General features: G+C 64.1%; 20 protein-coding genes. 12 read left to right on the top strand and 8 right to left on the bottom strand.

Features of this window, described 5'->3' with window-relative positions:
* Positions 1–60: 60 nt before the first annotated feature.
* From X741_RS155025 to X741_RS155035, 3 genes are all read left to right on the top strand, one after another.
* Positions 61–315, top strand: a complete 255-nt coding sequence (locus X741_RS155025; protein WP_013892420.1) for a type II toxin-antitoxin system Phd/YefM family antitoxin — start codon at positions 61–63, stop codon at positions 313–315.
* A complete protein-coding gene (locus X741_RS155030; protein ID WP_023777571.1) occupies positions 315–716 on the top strand; it encodes a type II toxin-antitoxin system VapC family toxin in 402 nt (133 codons plus the stop codon). The genes X741_RS155025 and X741_RS155030 overlap by 1 nt, the downstream gene beginning before the upstream one ends.
* Positions 717–859: 143 nt before the next feature.
* Positions 860–1,909, top strand: a complete 1,050-nt coding sequence (locus X741_RS155035) for an aldo/keto reductase (protein ID WP_023777570.1) — start codon at positions 860–862, stop codon at positions 1,907–1,909.
* Positions 1,910–1,959: 50 nt separating this feature from the next.
* On the opposite strand, the gene X741_RS155040 is transcribed toward X741_RS155035, so the two are convergent.
* A complete protein-coding gene (locus X741_RS155040) occupies positions 1,960–2,862 on the bottom strand; it encodes a LysR family transcriptional regulator (RefSeq protein WP_023777569.1) in 903 nt (300 codons plus the stop codon).
* 125 nt (positions 2,863–2,987) lie between these two features.
* Between X741_RS155040 and X741_RS155045 the strand changes: the two genes are divergently transcribed.
* The gene (locus tag X741_RS155045; RefSeq protein ID WP_023777568.1) at positions 2,988–4,169 is read left to right on the top strand and encodes an MFS transporter; all 1,182 of its coding nucleotides are present in this window, start codon (positions 2,988–2,990) and stop codon (positions 4,167–4,169) included.
* Between the two features lie 43 nt (positions 4,170–4,212).
* On the top strand, positions 4,213–5,247 hold the full coding sequence (locus X741_RS155050) for an aldo/keto reductase (protein WP_023777567.1): 1,035 nt from the start codon (positions 4,213–4,215) through the stop codon (positions 5,245–5,247).
* A gap of 224 nt (positions 5,248–5,471) precedes the next feature.
* On the opposite strand, the gene X741_RS155055 is transcribed toward X741_RS155050, so the two are convergent.
* The gene (locus tag X741_RS155055; protein WP_023777566.1) at positions 5,472–5,744 is read right to left on the bottom strand and encodes an usg protein; all 273 of its coding nucleotides are present in this window, start codon (positions 5,742–5,744) and stop codon (positions 5,472–5,474) included.
* 316 nt (positions 5,745–6,060) lie between these two features.
* On the opposite strand from X741_RS155055, the gene acs reads away from it, so the two are divergent.
* Entirely contained in the window at positions 6,061–8,016 is a 1,956-nt protein-coding gene (acs, locus tag X741_RS155060; RefSeq protein WP_023777565.1) for an acetate--CoA ligase, read from the top strand.
* Positions 8,016–8,762, top strand: coding sequence for an MOSC domain-containing protein (locus tag X741_RS155065; protein WP_023777564.1), 747 nt, complete (start codon positions 8,016–8,018; stop codon positions 8,760–8,762). The genes acs and X741_RS155065 overlap by 1 nt, the downstream gene beginning before the upstream one ends.
* On the opposite strand, the gene X741_RS155070 is transcribed toward X741_RS155065, so the two are convergent.
* The 3 genes from X741_RS155070 to X741_RS155075 form a co-directional block, all read right to left on the bottom strand.
* Positions 8,763–10,031, bottom strand: a complete 1,269-nt coding sequence (locus tag X741_RS155070) for a cyclopropane-fatty-acyl-phospholipid synthase family protein (protein WP_023777563.1) — start codon at positions 10,029–10,031, stop codon at positions 8,763–8,765.
* Between the two features lie 96 nt (positions 10,032–10,127).
* Positions 10,128–10,463, bottom strand: a complete 336-nt coding sequence (locus X741_RS1000000169695) for a hypothetical protein (protein WP_156937873.1) — start codon at positions 10,461–10,463, stop codon at positions 10,128–10,130.
* Between the two features lie 76 nt (positions 10,464–10,539).
* Positions 10,540–11,409: a transglutaminase family protein gene (locus X741_RS155075; protein ID WP_023777562.1), complete on the bottom strand. Its 870-nt coding sequence runs from the start codon at positions 11,407–11,409 to the stop codon at positions 10,540–10,542.
* Positions 11,410–11,578: 169 nt separating this feature from the next.
* Between X741_RS155075 and X741_RS155080 the strand changes: the two genes are divergently transcribed.
* Complete coding sequence (locus X741_RS155080) at positions 11,579–12,244, top strand: HAD-IA family hydrolase (protein ID WP_023777561.1); 666 nt, start codon at positions 11,579–11,581, stop codon at positions 12,242–12,244.
* Positions 12,245–12,328: 84 nt separating this feature from the next.
* Here X741_RS155080 and X741_RS155085 read toward each other — a convergent pair whose 3' ends face one another.
* On the bottom strand, positions 12,329–12,550 hold the full coding sequence (locus tag X741_RS155085; RefSeq protein ID WP_023777560.1) for a DUF1674 domain-containing protein: 222 nt from the start codon (positions 12,548–12,550) through the stop codon (positions 12,329–12,331).
* A gap of 102 nt (positions 12,551–12,652) precedes the next feature.
* Between X741_RS155085 and htpX the strand changes: the two genes are divergently transcribed.
* Positions 12,653–13,672: a zinc metalloprotease HtpX gene (gene htpX, locus X741_RS155090; protein ID WP_023777559.1), complete on the top strand. Its 1,020-nt coding sequence runs from the start codon at positions 12,653–12,655 to the stop codon at positions 13,670–13,672.
* Positions 13,669–15,057, top strand: coding sequence for an RsmB/NOP family class I SAM-dependent RNA methyltransferase (locus X741_RS155095; protein WP_023777558.1), 1,389 nt, complete (start codon positions 13,669–13,671; stop codon positions 15,055–15,057). The genes htpX and X741_RS155095 overlap by 4 nt, the downstream gene beginning before the upstream one ends.
* Positions 15,058–15,115: 58 nt before the next feature.
* On the opposite strand, the gene X741_RS155100 is transcribed toward X741_RS155095, so the two are convergent.
* On the bottom strand, positions 15,116–16,048 hold the full coding sequence (locus X741_RS155100) for a phytanoyl-CoA dioxygenase family protein (protein WP_023777557.1): 933 nt from the start codon (positions 16,046–16,048) through the stop codon (positions 15,116–15,118).
* A 310-nt stretch (positions 16,049–16,358) separates the two neighbouring features.
* Here X741_RS155100 and X741_RS155105 point away from each other — a divergent pair, with 310 nt between their 5' ends.
* Complete coding sequence (locus X741_RS155105) at positions 16,359–18,083, top strand: heparinase II/III family protein (protein ID WP_023777556.1); 1,725 nt, start codon at positions 16,359–16,361, stop codon at positions 18,081–18,083.
* A 154-nt stretch (positions 18,084–18,237) separates the two neighbouring features.
* The gene (gene purH / locus X741_RS155110) at positions 18,238–19,854 is read left to right on the top strand and encodes a bifunctional phosphoribosylaminoimidazolecarboxamide formyltransferase/IMP cyclohydrolase (protein WP_023777555.1); all 1,617 of its coding nucleotides are present in this window, start codon (positions 18,238–18,240) and stop codon (positions 19,852–19,854) included.
* 168 nt (positions 19,855–20,022) lie between these two features.
* On the opposite strand, the gene X741_RS155115 is transcribed toward purH, so the two are convergent.
* A complete protein-coding gene (locus X741_RS155115) occupies positions 20,023–21,399 on the bottom strand; it encodes an MFS transporter (RefSeq protein ID WP_023777554.1) in 1,377 nt (458 codons plus the stop codon).
* Between the last annotated feature and the right edge of the window lie 167 nt (positions 21,400–21,566).

The following is a 21,566-nucleotide window of genomic DNA, read 5'->3' as shown; positions in this document are numbered from 1 at the left end:
ATTCCTTGCTGCCTCACCATGCAAAATGCTAAATCTAGCCAAGCTAGCTAGGAGCATTTCATGAACTGGCACCTTCAGGACGCGAAGAACAATTTTTCCAAGGTGGTTCAGCGTGCGCGAAGCGAGGGACCGCAGACGGTGACGTTGCGCGGCGAGCGTGCCGCAGTGGTGCTCTCCGCCGAGGACTACGACCGTCTCGCTGGAAAGAAAAAATCGCTAGCGGAGTACCTTTTGACAGGTCCTGTCTGGGACGATGATTTCGCCGAAGAGGTCAACCGTCGCCCGAAGACGATGATCCGGGATGTCGATCTCTGATGTATCTGCTCGACACGAACATCGTTTCGGATGTGCAGAGGCGGCTGCCCAAGCCGACTGAATGGCTGGCATCGGTGGACCCGACATCGGTCAATCTCAGCGTCATTACGCTTGGAGACATCGAGCGTGGGATCATCAAGCTGCGCAAGGCCGAACCCGAAAGGGCAACACGCCTCGATCTGTGGCTGCGAGAGCTTCGGCGGGACAATGCCGACCGTATTCTTGCCGTTACCGAAGATGTCGCGTTGGCTTGGGGCCGTATCACGGCCGGCCGCACAAGAGGCAGCGCCGATACCCTCATCGCGGCAACCGCCCTTGTCCATGATCTTATTCTGGTGACGCGCAACACCGCCGACTTCGATGATACAGGCGTGACGGTGCTCGATCCCTGGGACGTCTAAGCTCGTTCGTCTGCTTTTCGAAGCGTTCCATCTACGCTCACGCGCATTGGGCCAATCTCAAGCGGTCGTTACGCCAACAGTGGAAACGAAACGTACCGTTCCTATTTGATTAGTGTCATCACAATTCTCCTGGAGCCTTTGCCATGCGTTACAATCAGCTTGGAAATACGGGGATGTTCGTCTCCGAACTGTGCCTCGGCACCATGACCTTCGGCGCCGCCGGCGAAAACGCCCAATGGGGCCTGATCGCCAGCCTCGACCAGAAGGGCGTCAACGAGATCGTCGGCCGCTCGATTGCCGCCGGTGTCAATTTCTTCGACACGGCCGATGTCTACTCCTTCGGTCAATCCGAGCGCCTGCTTGGCCAGTCGCTCAGGGACCTTGGCGTCAAACGCTCGGACGTGGTGATTGCCACCAAGGTCCATGGCGCCATGGGCGATGGGCCGAACCAGCGCGGCTCCTCGCGCGGCCACATCATGGATTCGGTCGATGCGAGCCTCGAACGGCTGCAACTCGACCACATCGATCTCTATCAGCTGCACGGGACCGACACGGTGACGCCGATCGACGAGACGCTGCGGGCGCTCGACGATCTCGTTGCCAGCGGCAAGGTCCGCTATGTCGGCGTTTCCAACTGGCAGGCCTGGCGCATCGCCAAGGCGCTCGGCATCGCCGACGCCAAGGGCTTTGCCGGCTTCGAGACCATCCAGTCCTATTATTCGATCGCCGGCCGCGACCTCGAACGCGAGATCGTGCCGCTCATCAACGAGGAGAAGCTCGGCCTGATGGTGTGGTCGCCGATGGCCGGTGGCCTGCTGTCCGGCAAATACGGCCCCGGCGCGCCCGGCAATGGCGAGGGCCGCCGTGCGTCCTTCAACTTCCCGCCGGTCAACGAGGACCGGGCCTGGGCGGCCGTCGCCGTCATGCGCGAGGTCGCCAGGAAGCATGATGTCAGCGTTGCCACAGTGGCGCTCGGCTATGTCCTGGCCAAGCCTTTCGTGATGAGCGTCATCATCGGCGCCAGCCGCATGGAGCAGCTCGAACAGAACCTTGCGGCGACTGAAGTGAAGCTCGACACCGACGATCTCGCCCGTCTCGACGAGGTCAGCGCGCTGCCAGCGGAATATCCCGGCTGGATGGTCGAACGCCAGGCGGCCGGCCGCCGGCCGGAGCCGTTCACGCCCAAAGCATAACGCGGCTGACGAAGGCTATCCCGGGAGTCGGACGGCTCCCGGGTATCACTTCAGGCCATCCGCACGGTCTCGACCAGAAAATCGAGAAAGGCCCGCACTCTGGCCGGCAGGTGCTTGCCGTGGCCGACATAGACGGCATGTGTCGGTTCGACATCGCCAGGGTTGAAGTCTTCCAGCAGCGGCATCAGCCGGCCGGTGGCAATATCGGGCTCGACATGCCAGCGCGCCAGCCGGGCAATGCCCGCGCCCGCAATCGTCATCAGCCGCATCGCTTCGCCGTCGCTGACCATCGCATTGCCGCTGACCGGAACCGTGAAGGACGTACCGTCCGCGAACGGCCAGCCGTCGCTGTACCGGGCGAAGCCGAAGGCAAGGCGATTGTGACGGTCGAGTTCGGCAGGCAGGCGCGGCGTCCCATGCGCTCCAAGATAGGACGGGGCGGCTACTACCACCATCGGGCTTTGGCCTAGCTTGCGCGCCACCAGCCGTGACTCGCCGAGCTGCCCGGCTCGGATGGCGACATCGGCACGCTCCGCCATCAGATCGATGACGCTGTCGGTCAGCACCAGGTCGACCGATATTTCGGGGTAGCGTTCGAGGAAGCGCGGCAAAAGCGGAATCAGCCGGTGCACGCCGAAGGGCACGTAGGTGTTGACCCGCAGCCGCCCGCGCGGCGCAGCACCCGCCGCCGCCTCGCGCTCGGCCGCCGCCATGTCGGCCAGGATGCGCAGGCCGCTCTCGTAGAAAGCGCTGCCTTCCGGCGTCAGCTGCAGCTTGCGCGTCGAGCGGCTGACCAGCCGGGCGCCGAGCCTAGCTTCCAGCCGCGCAATCAGCTTGCTGACCGCCGATGGTGTCATGCGCAGGTTGCGCGCCGCAGCCGAAAAGCTGCCCGCCTCGACGACGCGGACGAAGACTTCGATCTCGCCGGAGCGGTTGATGTCGGATCTGGCCATCTGTGAATCTATTTCACAGAAAATATGCCTGGAGCAAGTCTGGTTCACAATGCACGGCAACACGATCTTCCGGGTCGGGCGCGGGTTTGGACAAGGCGCTCGTCATCGCCGAAGTGGGAACCACCATGCCTCTTGCTCTCTACGCCCTCGCCGCCGGTGCCTTCGGCATCGGCGTCACCGAATTCGTCATCATGGGTCTGCTGCTCGATGTCAGCAAAGACCTTGGTGTCTCGATCTCGGCCGCCGGCCAGCTCATTTCGGGCTATGCGCTGGGCGTCGTCATCGGCGCCCCGCTGCTCACCATCGCCACCGGCAATTGGCCGCGCAAGACCGTGCTGCTGGCGCTGATGGCGATCTTCACGCTTGGCAATCTCGCCTGTGCGCTGGCGCCCGACTACTGGACGCTGATGGGCGCCCGCGTCATCACCGCCTTTGCCCATGGCACTTTCTTCGGCGTCGGCTCGGTGGTCGCCACCGGCCTTGTCGCACCCAACAGGAAGGCTTCGGCGATCGCGTTGATGTTCACCGGCTTGACCGTCGCCAACATCCTCGGCGTGCCCTTCGGCACCTGGCTTGGCCAGGCCTTCGGCTGGCGCGCGACCTTCTGGGCGGTAACCGCGGTCGGCCTGGCGGCCTTCGCCGTCATCCTGGCCCTGGTGCCGCGCAGCCGGACAGCACCCGAGAAGAGCGACCTGCGCGCCGATCTCGCCGTGCTGCGCCGCACGCCCGTCCTGCTTGGCCTTGCCACCACCGTGCTTGGCTATGCCGGCGTCTTCGCCGTCTTCACCTACATCGCCCCGCTGTTGACCGAGCTCTCGGGCTTCAAGGAAGCGGCGGTATCGCCGATCCTGCTCGTCTTCGGCGGCGGCCTCATCGCCGGCAATCTGCTTGGCGGCAAGATCGCCGACCGCTGGCTGGTGCCGTCCGTGCTCGGCAGCCTCGTCACGCTCGCTTTGGTGCTCGTAACCATGAGCTTCGCCATCCACAGCCAGGTGCTGGCCGTGATCTATGTCGGTCTGCTCGGTGCCGCCGCCTTCGCCACCGTCGCGCCGCTGCAGATGTGGGTGCTGGAAAAGGCCCAAGGGGCCGGCCAGAGCCTCGCCTCGTCCTTCAACATCGCCGCCTTCAATCTTGGCAATGCCGGCGGTGCATGGCTTGGCGGCGCGGTCATTGCCCACGGCCTCGGCCTTGGCGCGCTCACCTGGGTCGCCGCGTTGCTGCCGGTCGCGGCCCTCGGCGTCGCCGGGCTGGCGCTGCGCCTCGACCGCAGCGCCTCGCTCGGCACGCCTGTCTGCGCCAACTCGTAAGGCTCGCCCGCAATTCGTTTTCGATATCATCAGGAGTAGAAAAATGGACTATCGACCTCTCGGCGCATCGGGCCTGAAAGTGCCCGCACTTTCATTCGGCGCGGGAACCTTTGGCGGCTCTGGCCCGCTGTTCGGCGCCTGGGGCAACAGCGACGCCAGGGAAGCGCGCCGGCTGGTCGACATTTGCCTCGAGGCCGGCGTCAATCTGTTCGACACCGCCGACGTCTATTCGAACGGCGCCTCGGAAGAGGTGCTCGGCGAAGCCATAAAAGGCCGCCGCGACGCCGTGTTGATCTCGACCAAGACCTCGCTGCCGATGGGCGACGGACCGGCCGACTACGGCTCGTCGCGTTCGCGTCTGATAAAGGCCGTGGATGCCGCGCTGAACCGCCTCGGCACCGACTACATCGACCTGCTGCAGCTGCACGCCTTCGATGCCGGCACGCCGATCGACGAGGTTTTGTCGACGCTGGACGCGCTCGTGCGCGCCGGCAAGCTGCGCTATGTCGGGGTCTCCAACTTCTCCGGCTGGCAAGTGATGAAGTCGCTGGGGGAAGCGGATAAGCATGGCTACCCGCGTTATGTCGCGCACCAGGTCTACTATTCGCTTGTCGGGCGCGACTATGAATGGGAGCTGATGCCGCTCGGCCTCGACCAGGGCGTTGGCGCGCTGGTGTGGAGCCCGCTTGGCTGGGGCCGCCTCACCGGCAAGATCCGCCGTGGCCAGCCTCTGCCGGAAACGAGCCGGCTGCACGACACCGCGAGCTTCGGTCCGCCGGTCGAGGACGAGCATCTCTATCGGGTGATGGATGCGCTTGACGCGGTGGCGCAGGAAACCGGCAAGACCGTGCCGCAGATCGCCATCAACTGGCTGCTGCAGCGCCCGACCGTGTCATCGGTCATCATCGGCGCCCGAAACGAGGAGCAGCTGCGCCAGAACCTCGGCGCCGTCGGCTGGACGCTGACGCCGGAGCAGATGAAAAAGCTCGATGCCGCCAGCGAAGTCACCGCACCCTACCCGTACTTCCCCTATCGCCGCCAGGAAGGCTTTGCCCGGCTGAGCCCGCCGGCGGTGTGAGCTCCTGCAATTAACGAGAGATTCGCGGGACAGCGCCCCCCCTCTGCCCTGCCGGGCATCTCCCCCACTAGGGGGGAGATCGGCAGTTTCACCCACCGCGCCATCTCTTTACTCTCGATATTGGCGAAAGCCGTCACAACATCCGATCTCCCCACTTGAGGGGGAGATGTCCGGCAGGACAGAGGGGGGCGCCGTAGAGCGCCAACCTCAACAAACCAACTCGCCTAATGCAGCACGAACTCGCCGTCCACCTTGCGCCATTCGTTCGGCGCGATCAGCTTCTGGTGCGTATAGCTGACCGAGTGCAGCGGCCCGTCGAGCTTGGCTTTCCAGAACTCGATGAATTTGATCAGCACCGGAAACTTCGGCGCGATGTCGTAGTCCTGCCAGATAAAGCTCTGCAGCAGATGTGGGTGGTCGGGAAAGTGATACAGAATTTTGGCCGTGGTCAGGCCATAGCCTTTGAGCATCAGGTCCATTTCGGCATGATCGCGCATTGCGGTCCCCCTGGGCGGTCCCTTGGTTGATTCTCCTCTCCTCCCAAGGCCGATTGTGCGCGCCGTTGCTTAACCGTCTATTGATTTTTTCTTCATCGAAACCGGCTTTACCACGCGAAAACATGCAGTTAGCAGCGCGCTCGACCGAGTGCTGACAACCCTCCAAAGCCTACCTGCGGCATCCCGCCGCGCGAATCCAACGTCTAATATTGCCGTAACGGCGGAACTGGTAATAATGCCGCCGAATTCGCGGTCGTGTCACCGCGATCCCGCCGGCATTTCAAGCCGGCGGATTGGTTCGGGAGGAAAGTCAGGAATGTCCGAGGTTCATGTCCATCGCGTCCAGCCGGCGTGGAAGAAGAATGCGCTGATCGACAACGATACCTACCTGAAATGGTATGCCGACAGCATCAAGAACCCGGACAAATTCTGGGGCAAGCACGGCAAGCGCATCGACTGGTTCAAGCCCTACAGCAAGGTCAAGAACACCTCCTTCGACGGCAAGGTCTCGATCAAGTGGTTCGAGGACGGGCTGACCAACGTTTCCTACAATTGCATCGACCGCCACCTCAAGAAGCGCGGCAACCAGACCGCCATCATCTGGGAAGGCGACAATCCCTACGACGACAAGAAGATCACCTACAACGAGCTTTACGAGCATGTCTGCCGGCTCGCCAATGTGATGAAGAAGCACGGCGTCAAGAAGGGCGACCGCGTCACCATCTACATGCCGATGATCCCGGAGGCCGCCTATGCGATGCTGGCCTGCACCCGTATCGGCGCCATCCATTCGATCGTCTTCGGCGGCTTTTCGCCGGATGCGCTGGCCGGCCGCATTGTCGATTGCGAATCGACCTTCGTCATCACCGCAGATGAGGGCCTGCGCGGCGGCAAGCCGATCCCGCTGAAGGACAATACCGACAAGGCGATCGACATCGCCGCCAGACAGCATGTGATGGTCAAGAACGTCGTCGTCGTGCGCCGCACCGGCGGCAAGATCGGCTGGGCTCCGGGCCGCGACGTCTGGTACCACGACGAGGTCGCGACGGTGAAGGCCGAGTGCAAGCCGGAGAAGATGAAGGCCGAGGATCCGCTGTTCATCCTCTACACCTCGGGCTCGACCGGCAAGCCGAAGGGTGTGCTGCACACCACCGCCGGCTACCTCGTCTATGTCTCGATGACGCACCAATATGTCTTCGACTACCATGACGGCGACATCTACTGGTGCACCGCCGATGTCGGCTGGGTGACCGGCCACAGCTACATCGTCTATGGCCCGCTCGCCAACGGCGCCACCACGCTGATGTTCGAGGGCGTGCCGAATTACCCATCGCAGTCGCGCTTCTGGGAAGTCATCGACAAGCACAAGGTCAACATCTTCTACACCGCGCCGACGGCGCTGCGCGCGCTGATGGGCGCGGGCAATGACCCTGTGAAGAAGACCTCGCGCAAGTCGCTGCGCGTGCTGGGCTCGGTCGGCGAGCCGATCAACCCGGAAGCCTGGGAGTGGTATTTCAACGTCGTCGGCAACGGCAAGGTGCCGATCGTCGACACCTGGTGGCAGACCGAGACCGGCGGTATCCTGATCACGCCGCTGCCAGGTGCGACCGACCTCAAGGCGGGTTCGGCGACGCGGCCTTTCTTCGGCATCAAGCCGCAATTGGTCGACGGCGAAGGCAAGGTGCTGGAAGGGGCGGCCGACGGCAACCTCTGCATCACCGATTCCTGGCCGGGCCAGATGCGCACCGTCTATGGCGATCACGACCGTTTCGTGCAGACCTATTTTTCCACCTACAAGGGCAAGTACTTCACCGGCGACGGCTGCCGCCGCGACGCTGACGGCTACTACTGGATCACCGGCCGTGTCGACGACGTCATCAACGTCTCCGGCCATCGCATGGGCACGGCCGAAGTCGAATCGGCACTGGTCAGCCATGAGAAGGTCTCCGAGGCCGCCGTCGTCGGCTACCCGCACGACATCAAGGGTCAGGGCATCTACAGCTACGTCACCTTGATGAAGGGTGCCGAACCGACCGAAGAGCTGCGCAAGGAGCTTGTCGCCCATGTCCGCAAGGAGATCGGCGCCATCGCCTCGCCCGACAAGATCCAGTTCGCGCCCGGCCTGCCCAAGACGCGTTCCGGCAAGATCATGCGCCGCATCCTGCGCAAGATCGCCGAGGACGATTTTGCCGCCCTTGGCGACACCTCGACGCTCGCCGATCCAGCCGTGGTCGACGACCTGGTCGCAAACCGGCAGAACAAGAAGGGGTGATGCGGGACGCGGCCTTGCTCGGCACTGTCAGCGAACTCTGGCGCTATCCGGCGAGCTCGCTCGCCGGCGAACGCCTGGAGGCGATCTCCGTTGCACTCGAAAGCATCGAGGGCGACCGCATCTTCGGCCTGGTCGATGCATCCGACAACGAGATCGCCCGGCCGGACCGGGCCGAGAAATGGCACAAGGTGCCGTTGATCCGCACCCGGTTGAACCCCGCTCGCCAGCTTGAGGTCGCCGTCCCCGACGGCGAATGGCTGTCTGCTCCCGGCGTCGAGAGCGACCGCGCGGTGTCGGCCTATCTCGGCTTCGAAGCCTCGCTCCGGCCGTTCAGCCAGGAGAATGCGCCTGGCTATTCCGGCCCAATGACGGCGGAACGCTACCGCAAGGCGCCCATTCATCTCTTGACCACGGCTTCGCTGGCGCGCCTGAAGGCATTGCATCCGGAAGGCGCCGCCGACCCGCGCCGCTTCCGCCCCAACATCGTCGTCGACATGGCGGCGATCGAAGGCTCGTTTCCGGAGACGGAATGGATCGGCCGCAAGCTGGCGATCGGCGATCTCCTGCTGACCATCTCCGAACCATGCCGCCGCTGCGGCTTCACCATCATCGCCCAGGACGGCTTCGACAACGATCCCGGCATCCTGCGCAACCTGGTCCGCCACAACGCCCATAACCTCGGGGTGTATTGCACGGTCGACAGGCCAGCCAGCATCAAGCTCGGCGACGAGATGCAGTTCGTGTAGTCACCGATAAAGATCGGCCCGCGTCGGCGGCAGGCCGCTCGGGCCGCGTGCGCGCTTGGTGACGACGGTCTGGAAAATCTGCGCCGAGGCGCGCTCGAAGGTGATCGAACAGCCAGTCAGATAAAGCAGCCACAGCCGCGCCTTGGCCTCGCCGACCTCGGCGACCGCCTCGTCGAAGCGGGCCTGCAGCCGCTCGGCCCACAGCCTGCAGGTGCGGGCATAATGCTCGCGCAAATTCTCGACATCGTAGACGAGAAAACCGTGCGCCTCCAGATTGCCTGTTGTCATGCCGATCGTGTCGAGTTCACCGCCGGGGAAGATGTATTTGAGCAATGCCTTGTATTCCGGTCCCTTGCGCAGGGTCTTCTTCATGTCGCCCTTGCTGCGCCTGGTGATGGCGTGATGCAGATAGATACCGCCCGGCTTCAGCAGCCGGTGGACGGTGGAAAAGTAGGTGGCGTGGTTGGCGATACCCAGATGCTCGAACATGCCGATCGACGATATCTTGTCGAAAGAGCCGGTGAGCTCGGCATAGGATTTGATCTCGATGGTGATCTTGTCCTCCAGCCCCTCGGCGCGGATGCGCTCGCGGGCAAGATCGGTCTGGGCCTGCGACAGCGAGACGCCGTGGCCGACGACGCCGTAATTCTTCGCGGCATGGATCAGCATGGCGCCCCAGCCACAGCCGATGTCGAGCAGCCTTTCGCCCGGTTTCAGCCGGAGCTTGCGGCAGATGTGGTCGAGTTTGTCGGCCTGCGCCTGGTCGATGCCGTTGGCGAAATCCTTGAAGTAGCCGCAGCTGTAGACCATGCGCTCGTCGAGCAAGAGCCGGTAGAAGGCATTCGAAATGTCGTAATGATGCTGGATCGCTTCCTGGCTCGAACCGCTGACATAGGGATTGCGCCCGGACAGATCGGTCCGCGCGCTCATCTGCTTGCGTGACAAAAGCACGGAAGGCAGGTCGCGCAGGATCGCAAGCTTCGGCAGCGATTTGAGCTTGGTCCGCAGCTTGCCTTGCGACGGCAGGGCGTAGAAATCGAACAGCGTCCCGTCTTCGATGTCTATGGTCTTGGAAATCCACATCTCGATCAGCGTCGACAAAGACGGTCGCCTCACAACCTGCCAGACGATATCCTGGTCGTTGACGGTGAGCACCGGCCCGCCGGCGGGGCCGATCCGCTCGCCGGTCCACAGCCTGACGGCAAAACCGGGTTTCAGCGTTTCGATCACCGTTCGAACGACGCGCGCGGCTTTCTCGGTAGCGTCCATGCTCCCTCCCTGCGGCTCGATGACGCGATCTTGTCCATTTGGCGCGGAGATCGCAAGCGCCCTGAAATGCTCCGTGGTTCCGAGAAGGTGCCTTTTTCAGCATGGCATCTTGTCATTTGCTGCAACGCACCCCATCATGTCCACGTGTTCAACAAATCGAAAGGAGGTGATCCGATGTCGAGTGATTTCGTTTTCCAGAACGTGGCCTCGCAGGATTGCACTTTCGGGAAGCAGTCTTCCCGTTAAGGCGCGAGATGCGCGGAGGGTGACCCTCGGGTCGCCGCCACAGGCCGCGCCATGGACGGAAACACGGAAGGCCGCCGGCTTCGCAAGGAGCGGCGGCGTTTTCCTTTTTTGGGGCGAGCCTACTTTCTTCAGCGCCAGGGTTTCGATGTTGCGGGCGATCGTCAGGACCCAGGGATCGCGGCACACCGGCGACGTCCTGTTGCGGCACAGCGCTTGTGTGCCGAAGCGGACCAGATGTCCGCAACACCGAAATAGTGAGGGGCTAGGCCAGCATCCGTGCGCTGACCGTCTTGTCGATGCCATGGTAGGGCGGATTGAACAGCCTGCCTTCCTGTTCATAAGTCCATACCTTGAACAGGCTGAGCCGGTGCGGGCCGAAGCTGTGCAGCAGCGGCACGTCGGTGGCGTCGCGGCCGCGCGCGATGACGACGCGGCCGATCCTGGGCCGGTTGTGGCGCGGGTCGAACGTGTACCATTTGCCGTCCAGGAACACTTCCATCCAGGCCGAGAAATCCATCGGCGCCGGATCGGTCGGCACGCCGATGTCGCCGAGATAGCCGTTCACATAACGCGCCGGGATATTCATGCAGCGGCAGAGCGTGATCGCCAGATGGGCGAAGTCGCGGCAGACGCCCACCCGTTCCTCATGGGCTTGCGCCGCCGTGCGGGTTGAACGCGCATAGCCGTAGCCGAACGACAGGCGGTTGTGGACATAGTCGACGATCGCCTGCACCCGCGCCCAGCCGGATGGAAGATGACCGAACAGCTGCCAGGCAAGATTGCTGAGATGATCGGTCTCGCAGTAGCGGCTGCCGAGGAGATAACCGAGCACCTCGTCGGGCAGTTCGGCCACCGGTAGCTCCCTGGCCAGCATGTTGACTTCATCCGGCTCGCCGCTGTCCTCGACCACCGCGTCGTAGAGGATACGAAAGCCTCCAGCAGGCGCGGTGAAGCGGCGGCAGGCATTGCCATGCATGTCGTGGTAGAGCCTGGTCGGCACGGAAGGCGATGTCAGCACGCGCGTCTGCCGTTTGATGTCGGCCTGCCTGTCCTTGTGGATCTCGATCAGCGAAATCACCGGAGTGGCCTCGGCGCATTCAATGGCGATTTCATAGCCGAGCCGGATCAGCATCACACGTCCCCCCTTCAATCGTCATGGAAAGCAGTGTCGTTGAAACGCCGGAGGGGAGCCGTGGTTCCCTGGAGCGTCCGAAAAGACACCCTCGCGCCTTCCCATGTCGGTGCCTTGACGTTACGGTTGCGCCCTCCCTCGACACGCTCCCCGGACTTCAAGGAAAATCATGTTTGCAGGCAGAAAATTCGCCGCCTTCCTCTTCGATATGGACGGCACGCTGATCAATTCCATCGCCTCGGCGGAGCGGGTGTGGAGCGATTGGGCACGCCGCCATGGCCTCGACGTCGCCGCCTTCCTGCCGACGATCCACGGTGTGCGGGCGATCGAGACCATCACCGGCCTTGCCCTCCCAGGCGTCGATCCGGCGCATGAGGCCGACCTGTTGCTGAAAGCCGAGGCCGACGATCTCGATGGCATTATGCCAATCGCCGGCGCCGTGGCGTTTCTCGAGGCGCTGCCTCCCGAGAGCTGGGCGATCGTGACCTCCGCGCCACGCTCGTTGGCGCTTGCACGCATGAAGGTTGCCGGCATTCCGGTCCCCGCCGTTTTGGTATCGGCGGAAGACGTATCCCGCGGCAAGCCGGCGCCCGATTGCTTCCAGCTCGGCGCAAGACGCCTGGGCTTCGACGCGCGCGACTGCCTGGTATTCGAGGATGCTCTGGCCGGCATCGCGGCGGCCGAGGCAGCGGAAGCCGCGGTCATGGTGATCAACGCCACGCACCAGCACCCGGTGCAAACGCCGCACGCCGCGATTGCAGGCTATGACGCCATCGGCATCACCGTCGACGAACGCGGCTGGCTGGCGCTTGAGGCGCAACGCAGCGCCGCCTAGGTGTGGCGTTATCGGGTGTGTCGGGATTCAGGTCAGGCCGAGTCGAAAATGGTGGCCAGTCTCACCTGAATTTCAACACACACCCTAAAAATCGCTGGTCAGGCCTTTGACTTCCCAGTCGCCGTAGCGGCCGGGTTCCTTGCCGCCACGGCCACCGATTTCCTTCGGCAGGGCGGCCTCCTTCTCGCGATACTCAGCGCGTCGTGCCTCGGCTTCCGCCAGCGCGCGACGGGCGGCAGGCGTCAGCTCTTTTGGCGGCGTGTCGCCATCGGTTTCGGCCGGCGTTTTACTGGGTTCGTCGTTCATGCGATATTTCCAGCGGATTGAAACAGGGACAGGCGTTTCCCATCATATAGCGATGAGCCCAGGACTATCGACCCCCTTTCGCGATCTGGACAGGAGCAGACGATGAACACCATTCGCACCGCCATGCTTCTTGCCGCGATGACGGCGCTGTTCATGGGCGTCGGCTTCCTGATCGGCGGGTCAGGCGGCATGATGATCGCGCTGGTGATCGCCGCCGGCACCAATCTGTTCAGCTACTGGAACGCCGACAAGATGGTGCTGTCGATGAACCGCGCCGTCGAGGTCGACGAGAAGAACGCGCCGGAATATTACGCCATCGTCCAGGCGCTGGCCCAGCAGGCCGGCCTGCCGATGCCCAAAACCTATCTGATCGACAGTCCCCAGCCGAACGCCTTCGCCACCGGCCGCAATCCGCAGAACGCCGCGGTTGCCGCCTCCACCGGCTTGCTGCAGCGGCTGACCCATGAGGAAGTCGCGGCCGTCATGGCGCACGAACTCGCCCACGTCCAGCATCGCGACACGCTGACCATGACCATCGTCGCCACCTTTGCCGGCGCCATCTCGATGCTCGGCAACTTCGCCTTCTTCCTCGGCGGCAACCGCGACAACAACCCGTTCGGCTTTGTCGGCGTGCTGGCGGCGATGATCGTGGCGCCCTTCGCCGCGATGATCGTGCAGATGGCGGTCAGCCGCACCCGCGAATACGAGGCCGACCGGCGCGGCGCCGAAATCTGTGGACACCCGCTGTGGCTGGCATCGGCGCTTGACAAGATCGCCCGTGGCGCCGAACGCATTCCCAACCCCGATGCCGAGCGCAATCCGGCGATGGCGCATCTCTTCATCATCAATCCCCTACACGGCGAGCGCATGGACAGTCTGTTCTCTACCCACCCGGCCACCGAGAACCGCATCGCTGCGCTGCAGGAAATGGCGCGGCAGATGGGCGACAGTGCCCCCCGGACGGCGGAACGCAGGGCTCCCGAGCCGACGCGGGCCGACGAACCGCAATCGGCCGGGCCGTGGGGCAAGCCGGCCGCACCGGAACAGTCCGCCGAACCCGCCAAGCCGAACTCCAATCCGTGGGGTCGCAACCCGACTGGGCCCAAAGGCCGGTGGTCGTGAGCGTGGCGGATAGAGGATATCGACGCACGGTTTCAGGCGATCAGGAACACAAGGACGGTGGCGAATTCGTCGCTGGTCTCGCCGCCCGCAAGGCGGCGGCGCGCTTGCTTGCCGCCGTCATCGATGCCAGGACGCCGCTCGACGGCCTGACCGACCACGAGAACGGCCATCCGCAATACAAGGCGCTCGATCCGCGCGACCGTGGCCTGGTGCGCGCCATCCTGGTCACTGCGCTGCGCTATCGCATGACCATTACGGGGTTGCTGGCGCGGCGCCTGGAAAAGCCGCTGCCGCCCAACGCCACCGCTTTGTCCCACATCCTGCATGTCGCGGCCGCGCAGATCCTGTTCCTCGATATTCCCGACAGCGCCGCTGTCGACCTGGCGGTGACCCACGCCAAATCCGACCCGCGCACGCAGCGCTTCTCCGGCCTGGTCAACGGCGTGCTGCGCACCCTGGCGCGAGCCAAGGACACGGAACTGCCAGCTGCCCTTGCCACCACCGACGAAGCGCCAAAATGGTTCTCCGACCGGCTGAAGGCCGCCTATGGCGCCGACAAGACGAAGCAAATTCTCGCCGCCCACCGGCACGAGGCGCCGGTGGACTTCACGGTCAAGGCCGATCCCGAACTCTGGGCCGAAAAGCTCGGCGGCATCGTGCTGCCGACCGGGACGGTTCGAGTGGAAAATCTTGCCGGCCCCGTTATCGAACTGCCCGGTTTCGCGGAGGGCGCCTGGTGGGTGCAGGATGCGGCGGCCAGCTTTCCCGCCCGGCTGTTCGGCGATGTCAGGGGACTGCGCGTCGCCGATCTCTGCGCGGCGCCCGGCGGCAAGACCGCACAGCTGATCCTGGCCGGAGCCAGGGTTACCGCCGTCGACACCTCGAAGAACCGGCTGGCCCGGCTGGCGCAGAATCTCGACCGCCTCGGCCTTGCCGCGGACATCGTCCAGGCCGACCTCATCAAATACGAGCCGGCGGAACTGTTCGACGCCGTGCTTCTCGACGCGCCCTGCTCGTCGACCGGCACGGTGCGCCGGCATCCCGACGTACCCTGGACCAAGACGGCGGCCGATGTCGAAAAACTCGCCGATCTGCAGAACAGGCTGCTGGCCCGCGCCGTCACCCTGGTCAAGCCGGGCGGCCGGATCGTCTTTTCCAATTGTTCGCTCGACCCGATCGAAGGCGAGGATCTCCATCGCGCGTTCCTCAAGGCAACGCCGGCGGTCGCCGACGATCCCCTGCATCAGGGCGAGATCGCCGGCATCGATTCGTTCCTGACGGCGCAAGGCACGCTGCGCACCACGCCCGCTGACCTCGACCTCGGAGCGCCGGAGCGCTCGGGTCTGGACGGCTTCTTCGCCGCGCGCATGCGCCGAGCTCTTTAGAGCAATTCCAGGAAAAGTGTGAACGGTTTTCCGTCCGGAATTGCGTCAAAACAAAGAGTTAGAGCATGTCGTCCAGGCTCCAGTGGTTGCCCCAACGAGCATCGATTTCGTCGTCGACATTCTGGTAGCGGATGTCGGTCGACAGCCGGATCAGCCCGTTTTTGCTCTGGTTGGTGGTGGAGGCATGGATCATGTAGGGCGAGTGAAGGACGATGTCGCCCGCCTCGAAATCCGCCATCAGCCACCTTGTATCGAACTGTTCCGCCATGTGAGGCAGGTCCTTCGACACCCAGCCACCCTCTGTCATATTGCGGTTGTAGGCGCTGATGCGTTCCTCGGGACCGAGATCGGCATTGTCCCTGGCGAATTGTGCCTCCAGGGTAGCGCCAATGGCATGCGATCCCTCCAGGTAGATGAGACCTCCCATGTCGATCGAGGCATCGCCGATCGGTATCCAGGCCGTCACCACGCGGCTTGTGCCGCCACGCAGGTAGACGAGATCGTAATGCGCAGGCGTCGCGGTGGCGGTGCCGGGCAAGGTGAAGCGCATGATCTTTCGCTTGTGCAGGTAGGATAACCCGCCCGTGAAAGCGTCCATCAGGCGCGATAGGCGCGGCTGCGCGCAAAAGCCCTCATAGGCCGTCGAACGGACCACCGACATCAAGCGGCGATTGGCGAGCTGGTGATCGATAGCACTGTCGGAAGCGATACCGAGCGAAGGGTTGGTCGCCGGCTTCAAAAGTCCGCTATCGGCAAGATGGGAAAGCACCCAGCCGCGAAACTCGATCACCTCACCGCGCGGCAAGAGCCCTTTTAGCCAGACATAGCCTTGCGTTCCGTAAAGGCGGCGAATGGCCTCGACGCCAATGGAAGGGTCCGTTGGGGAAAGGTAGCCCAGCCTGTTCGGCATCGTCGACAGCACCTTGCCGTTGGCTGTCAAGGCAACCGGCGGGCTATCCCGCAACGCCTGTTCGTCGGCTGATGTCGACATTTCAATCACCTGGATGGCTTCGACCTTGGCAGAACAATAGCTTGGTATCTCGACTCTTCCCATGGGTGGAAAACCGACCGGGACTCTTTCGCTCATGACCAGCCGGCACTATGCCTTGTGCCGATCGCCACGCCACAAGAGGACCTAAGTCGCGGCATGAACCGGGTGTATGACCCGGAAAAGACCTGACTTTTTTAGGGACGACCCGGCCACGGCCGCGTGAAGTGGCTCGATCAGGCGAAATCGGCCTTCGCATAAGTTCTTGAATCGTATAAACTTGCACCGGGGTAGAGGACGTCCAGGAGGGCTTTTGGCACTGGTTGCCAGCAACACGACGCGTCTTTGGACGCTTGTCGCGAAGGAGTTCTGGCGCAAGACGCGCCGGCGCTTGCGCGCCGGGCCAGTCTATCGCTGGCGCTATTCCGGGCGCACGCCCGAACGCGTGCTGATCGCGCCGCCGGACTTGCGCCTCGCCGACCCGCAGATCGCGCTCGAGATCTATTACGGCCGCTATCCCTTGTCGGGGCATCTGGTCGAGACCGGCGGCAAGTCACCCTTCCAGATCAATGTTCCAAATCACGGCTGGCAAAAGACGCTGCATGGCTTTCGCTGGCTTCGCCACATGCGCGCAGCCGGCACCGAGCTTGCCGCCGCCAATGCCCGCGCCCTGGTTTCCGACTGGATCACCATGCATGGCAGCCATATTTCCGGCATCGCCTGGGAGCCTGGCATCACGGCCAAGCGCATCATCGCCTGGCTGCAGCATTCTTCCGTGGTGCTGCAAGGCGCGGAGTTTCCGTTCTATCGCGCCTTCCTGAAATCGCTGGCCGTCCAGATCCGCTACCTGAGGTCGATGGCCCGCGAAATGCCTGACGGCAAGGACCGGCTGCGGGCTCGCATCGCGCTGGCCTTCGCGGCGCTTTCCCTGCCGGCGCCGGCTTCGGCGCTGCGCGGCGCCACCCGCAACCTGGCCGAGGAGCTCAACCGCCAGATCCTCGCCGACGGCGGCCATATCTCACGCAATCCGATGACGGTGCTGGAAATCCTCGCCGACCTTTTGCCGCTGCGCCAGACCTACGCCAACCAGGCGGAGGCGCCGCCGCAGGCGCTGATCGGCGCGATCGACCGCATGCTGCCGGCGCTGCGCTTCTTCCGACACCAGGATGGCAGCCTGGCCCGCTTCAACGGCATGGGCGCCACGATCCACGATCGTATCGCCACCATCCTGCGCCACGACGACACCGCCGGAGCTCCGCTGCTGCATGCGCCGCATTCGGGCTATGAGCGGCTGTCGATGGGCGGCACCACCGTCATTGCCGATACCGGCCTGCCGCCGCCGGTCGACGTGTCCAACGCGGCCCACGCCGGCTGTCTCGCCTTCGAACTGTCGTCGGGCCGCCAGCATTATATCGTCAACGCCGGCATCGACACCTATGGCGCCGCCGAGTTCCGGCCGCTGGCCCGCGCCACCGCCGCGCACTCGACCGCCACCATCAACGACACCTCTTCGGCGCGGTTCACCCATTCGCTGCGGGTCAACGACCAGCTGGGTTCGCCCTTGATTGGCGGCCCGCAGCATGTCCAGTGCAAGCGCACCGACCAGAAGGGCGTTCACGGCTTCATCGCCCGTCATGACGGCTATCTCCAGCGCTTCGGCTTCCTGCATGAGCGCGACCTGAAACTGTCCTCGAACGGCAATGTGCTCGCCGGCAGGGACCGGTTCCAGCGGCCCGGCAATGCCGAGATCCGCAACAACGGCCGCGACTTCGTCACCGTGCGCTTCCATATCCATCCAGACATCAACCTTTTGCAGGACGAGCATGACCGCCTGGTGCTGACCGCCGACCAGGCCGACACCTGGGTGTTCACCTCCAGCGAAGTGGTGCCGGAGGTCGAGGAATCGATCTACTTCGCCGGTCTTGGCGGCCCGCGCCGCAACCGCCAGATCGTGCTTGCATTCAAGGCGTCCGATGTGGCCGAAGTCCATTGGCAGCTGACGCGCACCAGCATCGCCGGCTACCCGGAAAACAACTGAAGAAATTCCAGGAAAGTGTGAAGCGGTTTTTCCGGGAAAAGCGCGCAGCGCTTTCCCTTGTGAATTGCGTCAAAACCCGACCGCCGGTTTGATTTCCTGAAATCATGTGCTAGGGCGCGGGCTTGCCCCTCCAGCCGTGAAAGGCCGCCAGCCCATGGCCGTCGCCGCCAAGAACATTCCCGCACCGGACCTCGTTCCCGTCCGCCGTGCCCTGCTCTCCGTTTTCGACAAGACCGGCCTGATCGACTTCGCCAGGGGATTGGCTTCGGCCGGCGTCGAACTGGTTTCGACCGGCGGCACCGCCAAGGCGATCGCCGAGGCCGGCATGACGGTGCGCGACGTTTCCGAGCTCACCGGCTTTCCCGAGATCATGGATGGCCGTGTCAAGACGCTGCATCCATCGGTGCATGGCGCGCTGCTTGGCGTGCGCGACGACCCCGAACATTCGGCGGCGATGCACAAATACGGCATCGAGCCGATCGATCTCGTCGTCTCCAATCTCTATCCGTTCGAGGAGGTGCGCCGCTCCGGCGCCGACTATGCAGCGATCGTCGAGAACATCGACATCGGCGGCCCGGCGATGATTCGCGCCTCGGCCAAGAACCATGCCTACGTCGCCATCGTCACCGATCCTGGCGACTACGCCTCGGTGCTGAACGCGCTGGAGATGAACATCGGCTCGCTGTCGCTGGACTTCCGCAAGAAGCTGGCCGCCAAGGCCTTTGCCCGCACCGCCAGCTATGACGCGGCGATCTCCGGCTGGTTCGCCGAAGCGCTCGACATCGAGCATCCGACCTGGCGCGCCTTCGGCGGCAGGCTGACCGAGGTGATGCGCTATGGCGAAAACCCGCACCAGGGCGCCGGCTTCTACGTCAATGGCGACAAGCGGCCGGGCGTCGCCACGGCGCGCCAGCTGCAGGGCAAGCAGCTGTCCTACAACAACATCAACGACACCGATGCCGCCTTCGAACTGGCCGGCGAATTCGATCCCGGCCACTCCGCCGCCGTGGCGATCATCAAGCATGCCAACCCGTGCGGCGTCGCCGAGGGCGCCTCGCTGAAAGCCGCCTACGCCAAGGCGCTGGCCTGCGACCCGGTCTCGGCCTTCGGCGGCATCGTCGCTCTCAACCGCACCCTCGACGCCGAGGCGGCGGAAGAGATCGTGAAAACCTTCACCGAGGTGATCATTGCGCCCGACGCGACCGACGAGGCGGCGGCGATCGTCGCCGCGAAGAAGAACCTGCGCCTGCTGGTCACCGGCGGCCTGCCCGACCCGCGCTCGCCCGGCACGACGGTCAAGTCCGTCGCCGGCGGCATGCTGGTCCAGGGCCGCGACAATGCCGTGGTCGACGAGCTCGAGCTCAAGGTGGTGACCAAGCGCGCGCCGACGCCGGCCGAGATGGCCGACCTCAAATTCGCCTTCCGCGTCGCCAAGCACGTCAAGTCGAACGCTATCGTCTACGCCAAGGACGGCGCCACCGTCGGCATCGGCGCCGGCCAGATGAGTCGCGTCGATTCCTCACGCATCGCCGCCCGCAAGGCGCTCGACGCGGCCGAAGCGGCCGGCATGGCGGAGCCACTGACCAAGGGCTCGGTCGTCGCGTCCGACGCCTTCTTCCCCTTCGCCGACGGTTTGCTGTCGGCCATCGAAGCCGGCGCCACCGCGGTGATCCAGCCCGGCGGCTCGATGCGCGACGAAGATGTCATCGCCGCCGCCGATAAGCATGGCATCGCCATGGTGTTCACGGGCGTCAGGCACTTCAGGCATTGAAGCACCTTTTTCCTTCTCCCCTTGCGGGAGAAGGTGGATCGGCGCGACAGCGCCGAGACGGTTGAGGGGTGTTCCAGCGGAGTGAGGCATTGGCGTTCCCTGGCGCACCCCTCATCCGACCGAGCTTCGCTCGGCCACCTTCTCCCGCAAGGGGAGAAGGAAGAGGCGCTATTCCACCGGCCGATCCGCCGGATAAGGCGTCCTGAGCAGGATCGCCATGCCTATAGCCAGGAACAGGATGATCACCGCCATGCCGAGCCGGGCCGAGTCGCTCACCGCGGTGATCGTCGCCACCAGGAACGGCGCCAGGAAACTGGTCGCGCGGCCGGCCAGCGCGTAGATGCCGAAATAGCGGCCGGATTCGGCGGCCGTGACGCTGCGCGCCATATAGGAACGCGACGACGCCTGCACCGGCCCGAAAGCCAGTCCGATGAGCAGGCCGTACAGGATGTAGGCCTTCTCCGCCGCCGTGCCGAACAGCCCGCCGGAATCGGTGGTCGGCAGCTGGATCAGGCCGAGCAGCGTGAAGCCCGGACCGGTCGAGACGACACCGATGGTGGCGACCGACAGCATGACCAACGCGATCATCACCACGGCCTTTGAGCCGAGCGCGGTGTCCAGCCGTGCGGCGACCCAGCAGCCGAAGATGGCGACCACGTTGAGGATGATGCCGAACATGCCGATCTCGGTGATCGACCAGTGGAACATGCCTGCCGCGAACGTGCCGCCGAGCGCCAGCAGGGCGTTGACGCCGTCCTGATAGATCATGCGGGCGACGAGGAAGCGGAAGATGCCGCCGCGTTTGCGCACCTCGGCCAGGGTCGATTTCAGCTCCGACAGGCCTTCGCGAACCGCTGGCCCGATCGGGATGCCCTTGATGGCGTCCGGCGTGAAGAAAAACATCGGCAGGATGAACAGGAAATACCAGCCGGCCGATAGCGGCCCGGTGGCCCTGGCGTCTTCGCCGAGCTTCGGGTCGAGCCCGAACAGCGGGTCGATGCCGATGATCGTCTTGCCGGTCTCCGGCGAACCGGCCAGGCAGGTGACGACGAAGATCAGCGCGATCATGCCGCCGAGATAGCCGAGGCCCCAGGCGATGTTGGAGATGCGGCCGATCTCGCTCTTCGGCACCAGCCGCGGCATCATGGAATCGTTGAATACGGTCGAGAACTCGGCAGCCACGGAAGCCAGCGAGAACAGCGCCACGACCAGGAATAGGTTCGAGCCGGGCGCCGCGAACCACAGCAGGATGAGGCTGGTGATCTTGATCGCGGCGAAGAAGGCGATCCACGGCTTGCGCGGCCCGGTCTGGTCGGCGATCGAGCCGAGGATCGGCGACAGCACCGCGATGACCAGCCCGGCGGCGGCGATGCCGTAGCCCCAGACGGCCTGGCCGGTATTGGGATCACCAGCCATGCGCGAAACGAAATAGGGACCGAAGATGAAGGTGGTGACGACCGTGAAGAACGGCTGCGCCGCCCAGTCGAAGAACATCCATCCCCAGATGCCGCGTCCCGACGCACGCTGCACTGTTTCTACCGCCATGATGATTCCCCCGGCCGCGCCCGTGTCGGGCGCCATGTCTGCATGTTTTTCATGACCGCGCAAATGACAAGCGTCCAGCTGCCGTTCATTGCTCCTGGGTTCCGTACCCCCACGAAAGCTACGCTATGCGCACATCTTGTGTGATTAGCGTGACTGATCGGCCGAGG

This window comes from Mesorhizobium sp. LNHC221B00, from assembly GCF_000502935.1.
GTDB classification, from domain to species: domain Bacteria; phylum Pseudomonadota; class Alphaproteobacteria; order Rhizobiales; family Rhizobiaceae; genus Mesorhizobium; species Mesorhizobium opportunistum.
This window is presented reverse-complemented; position numbering and strand designations above follow the sequence as displayed.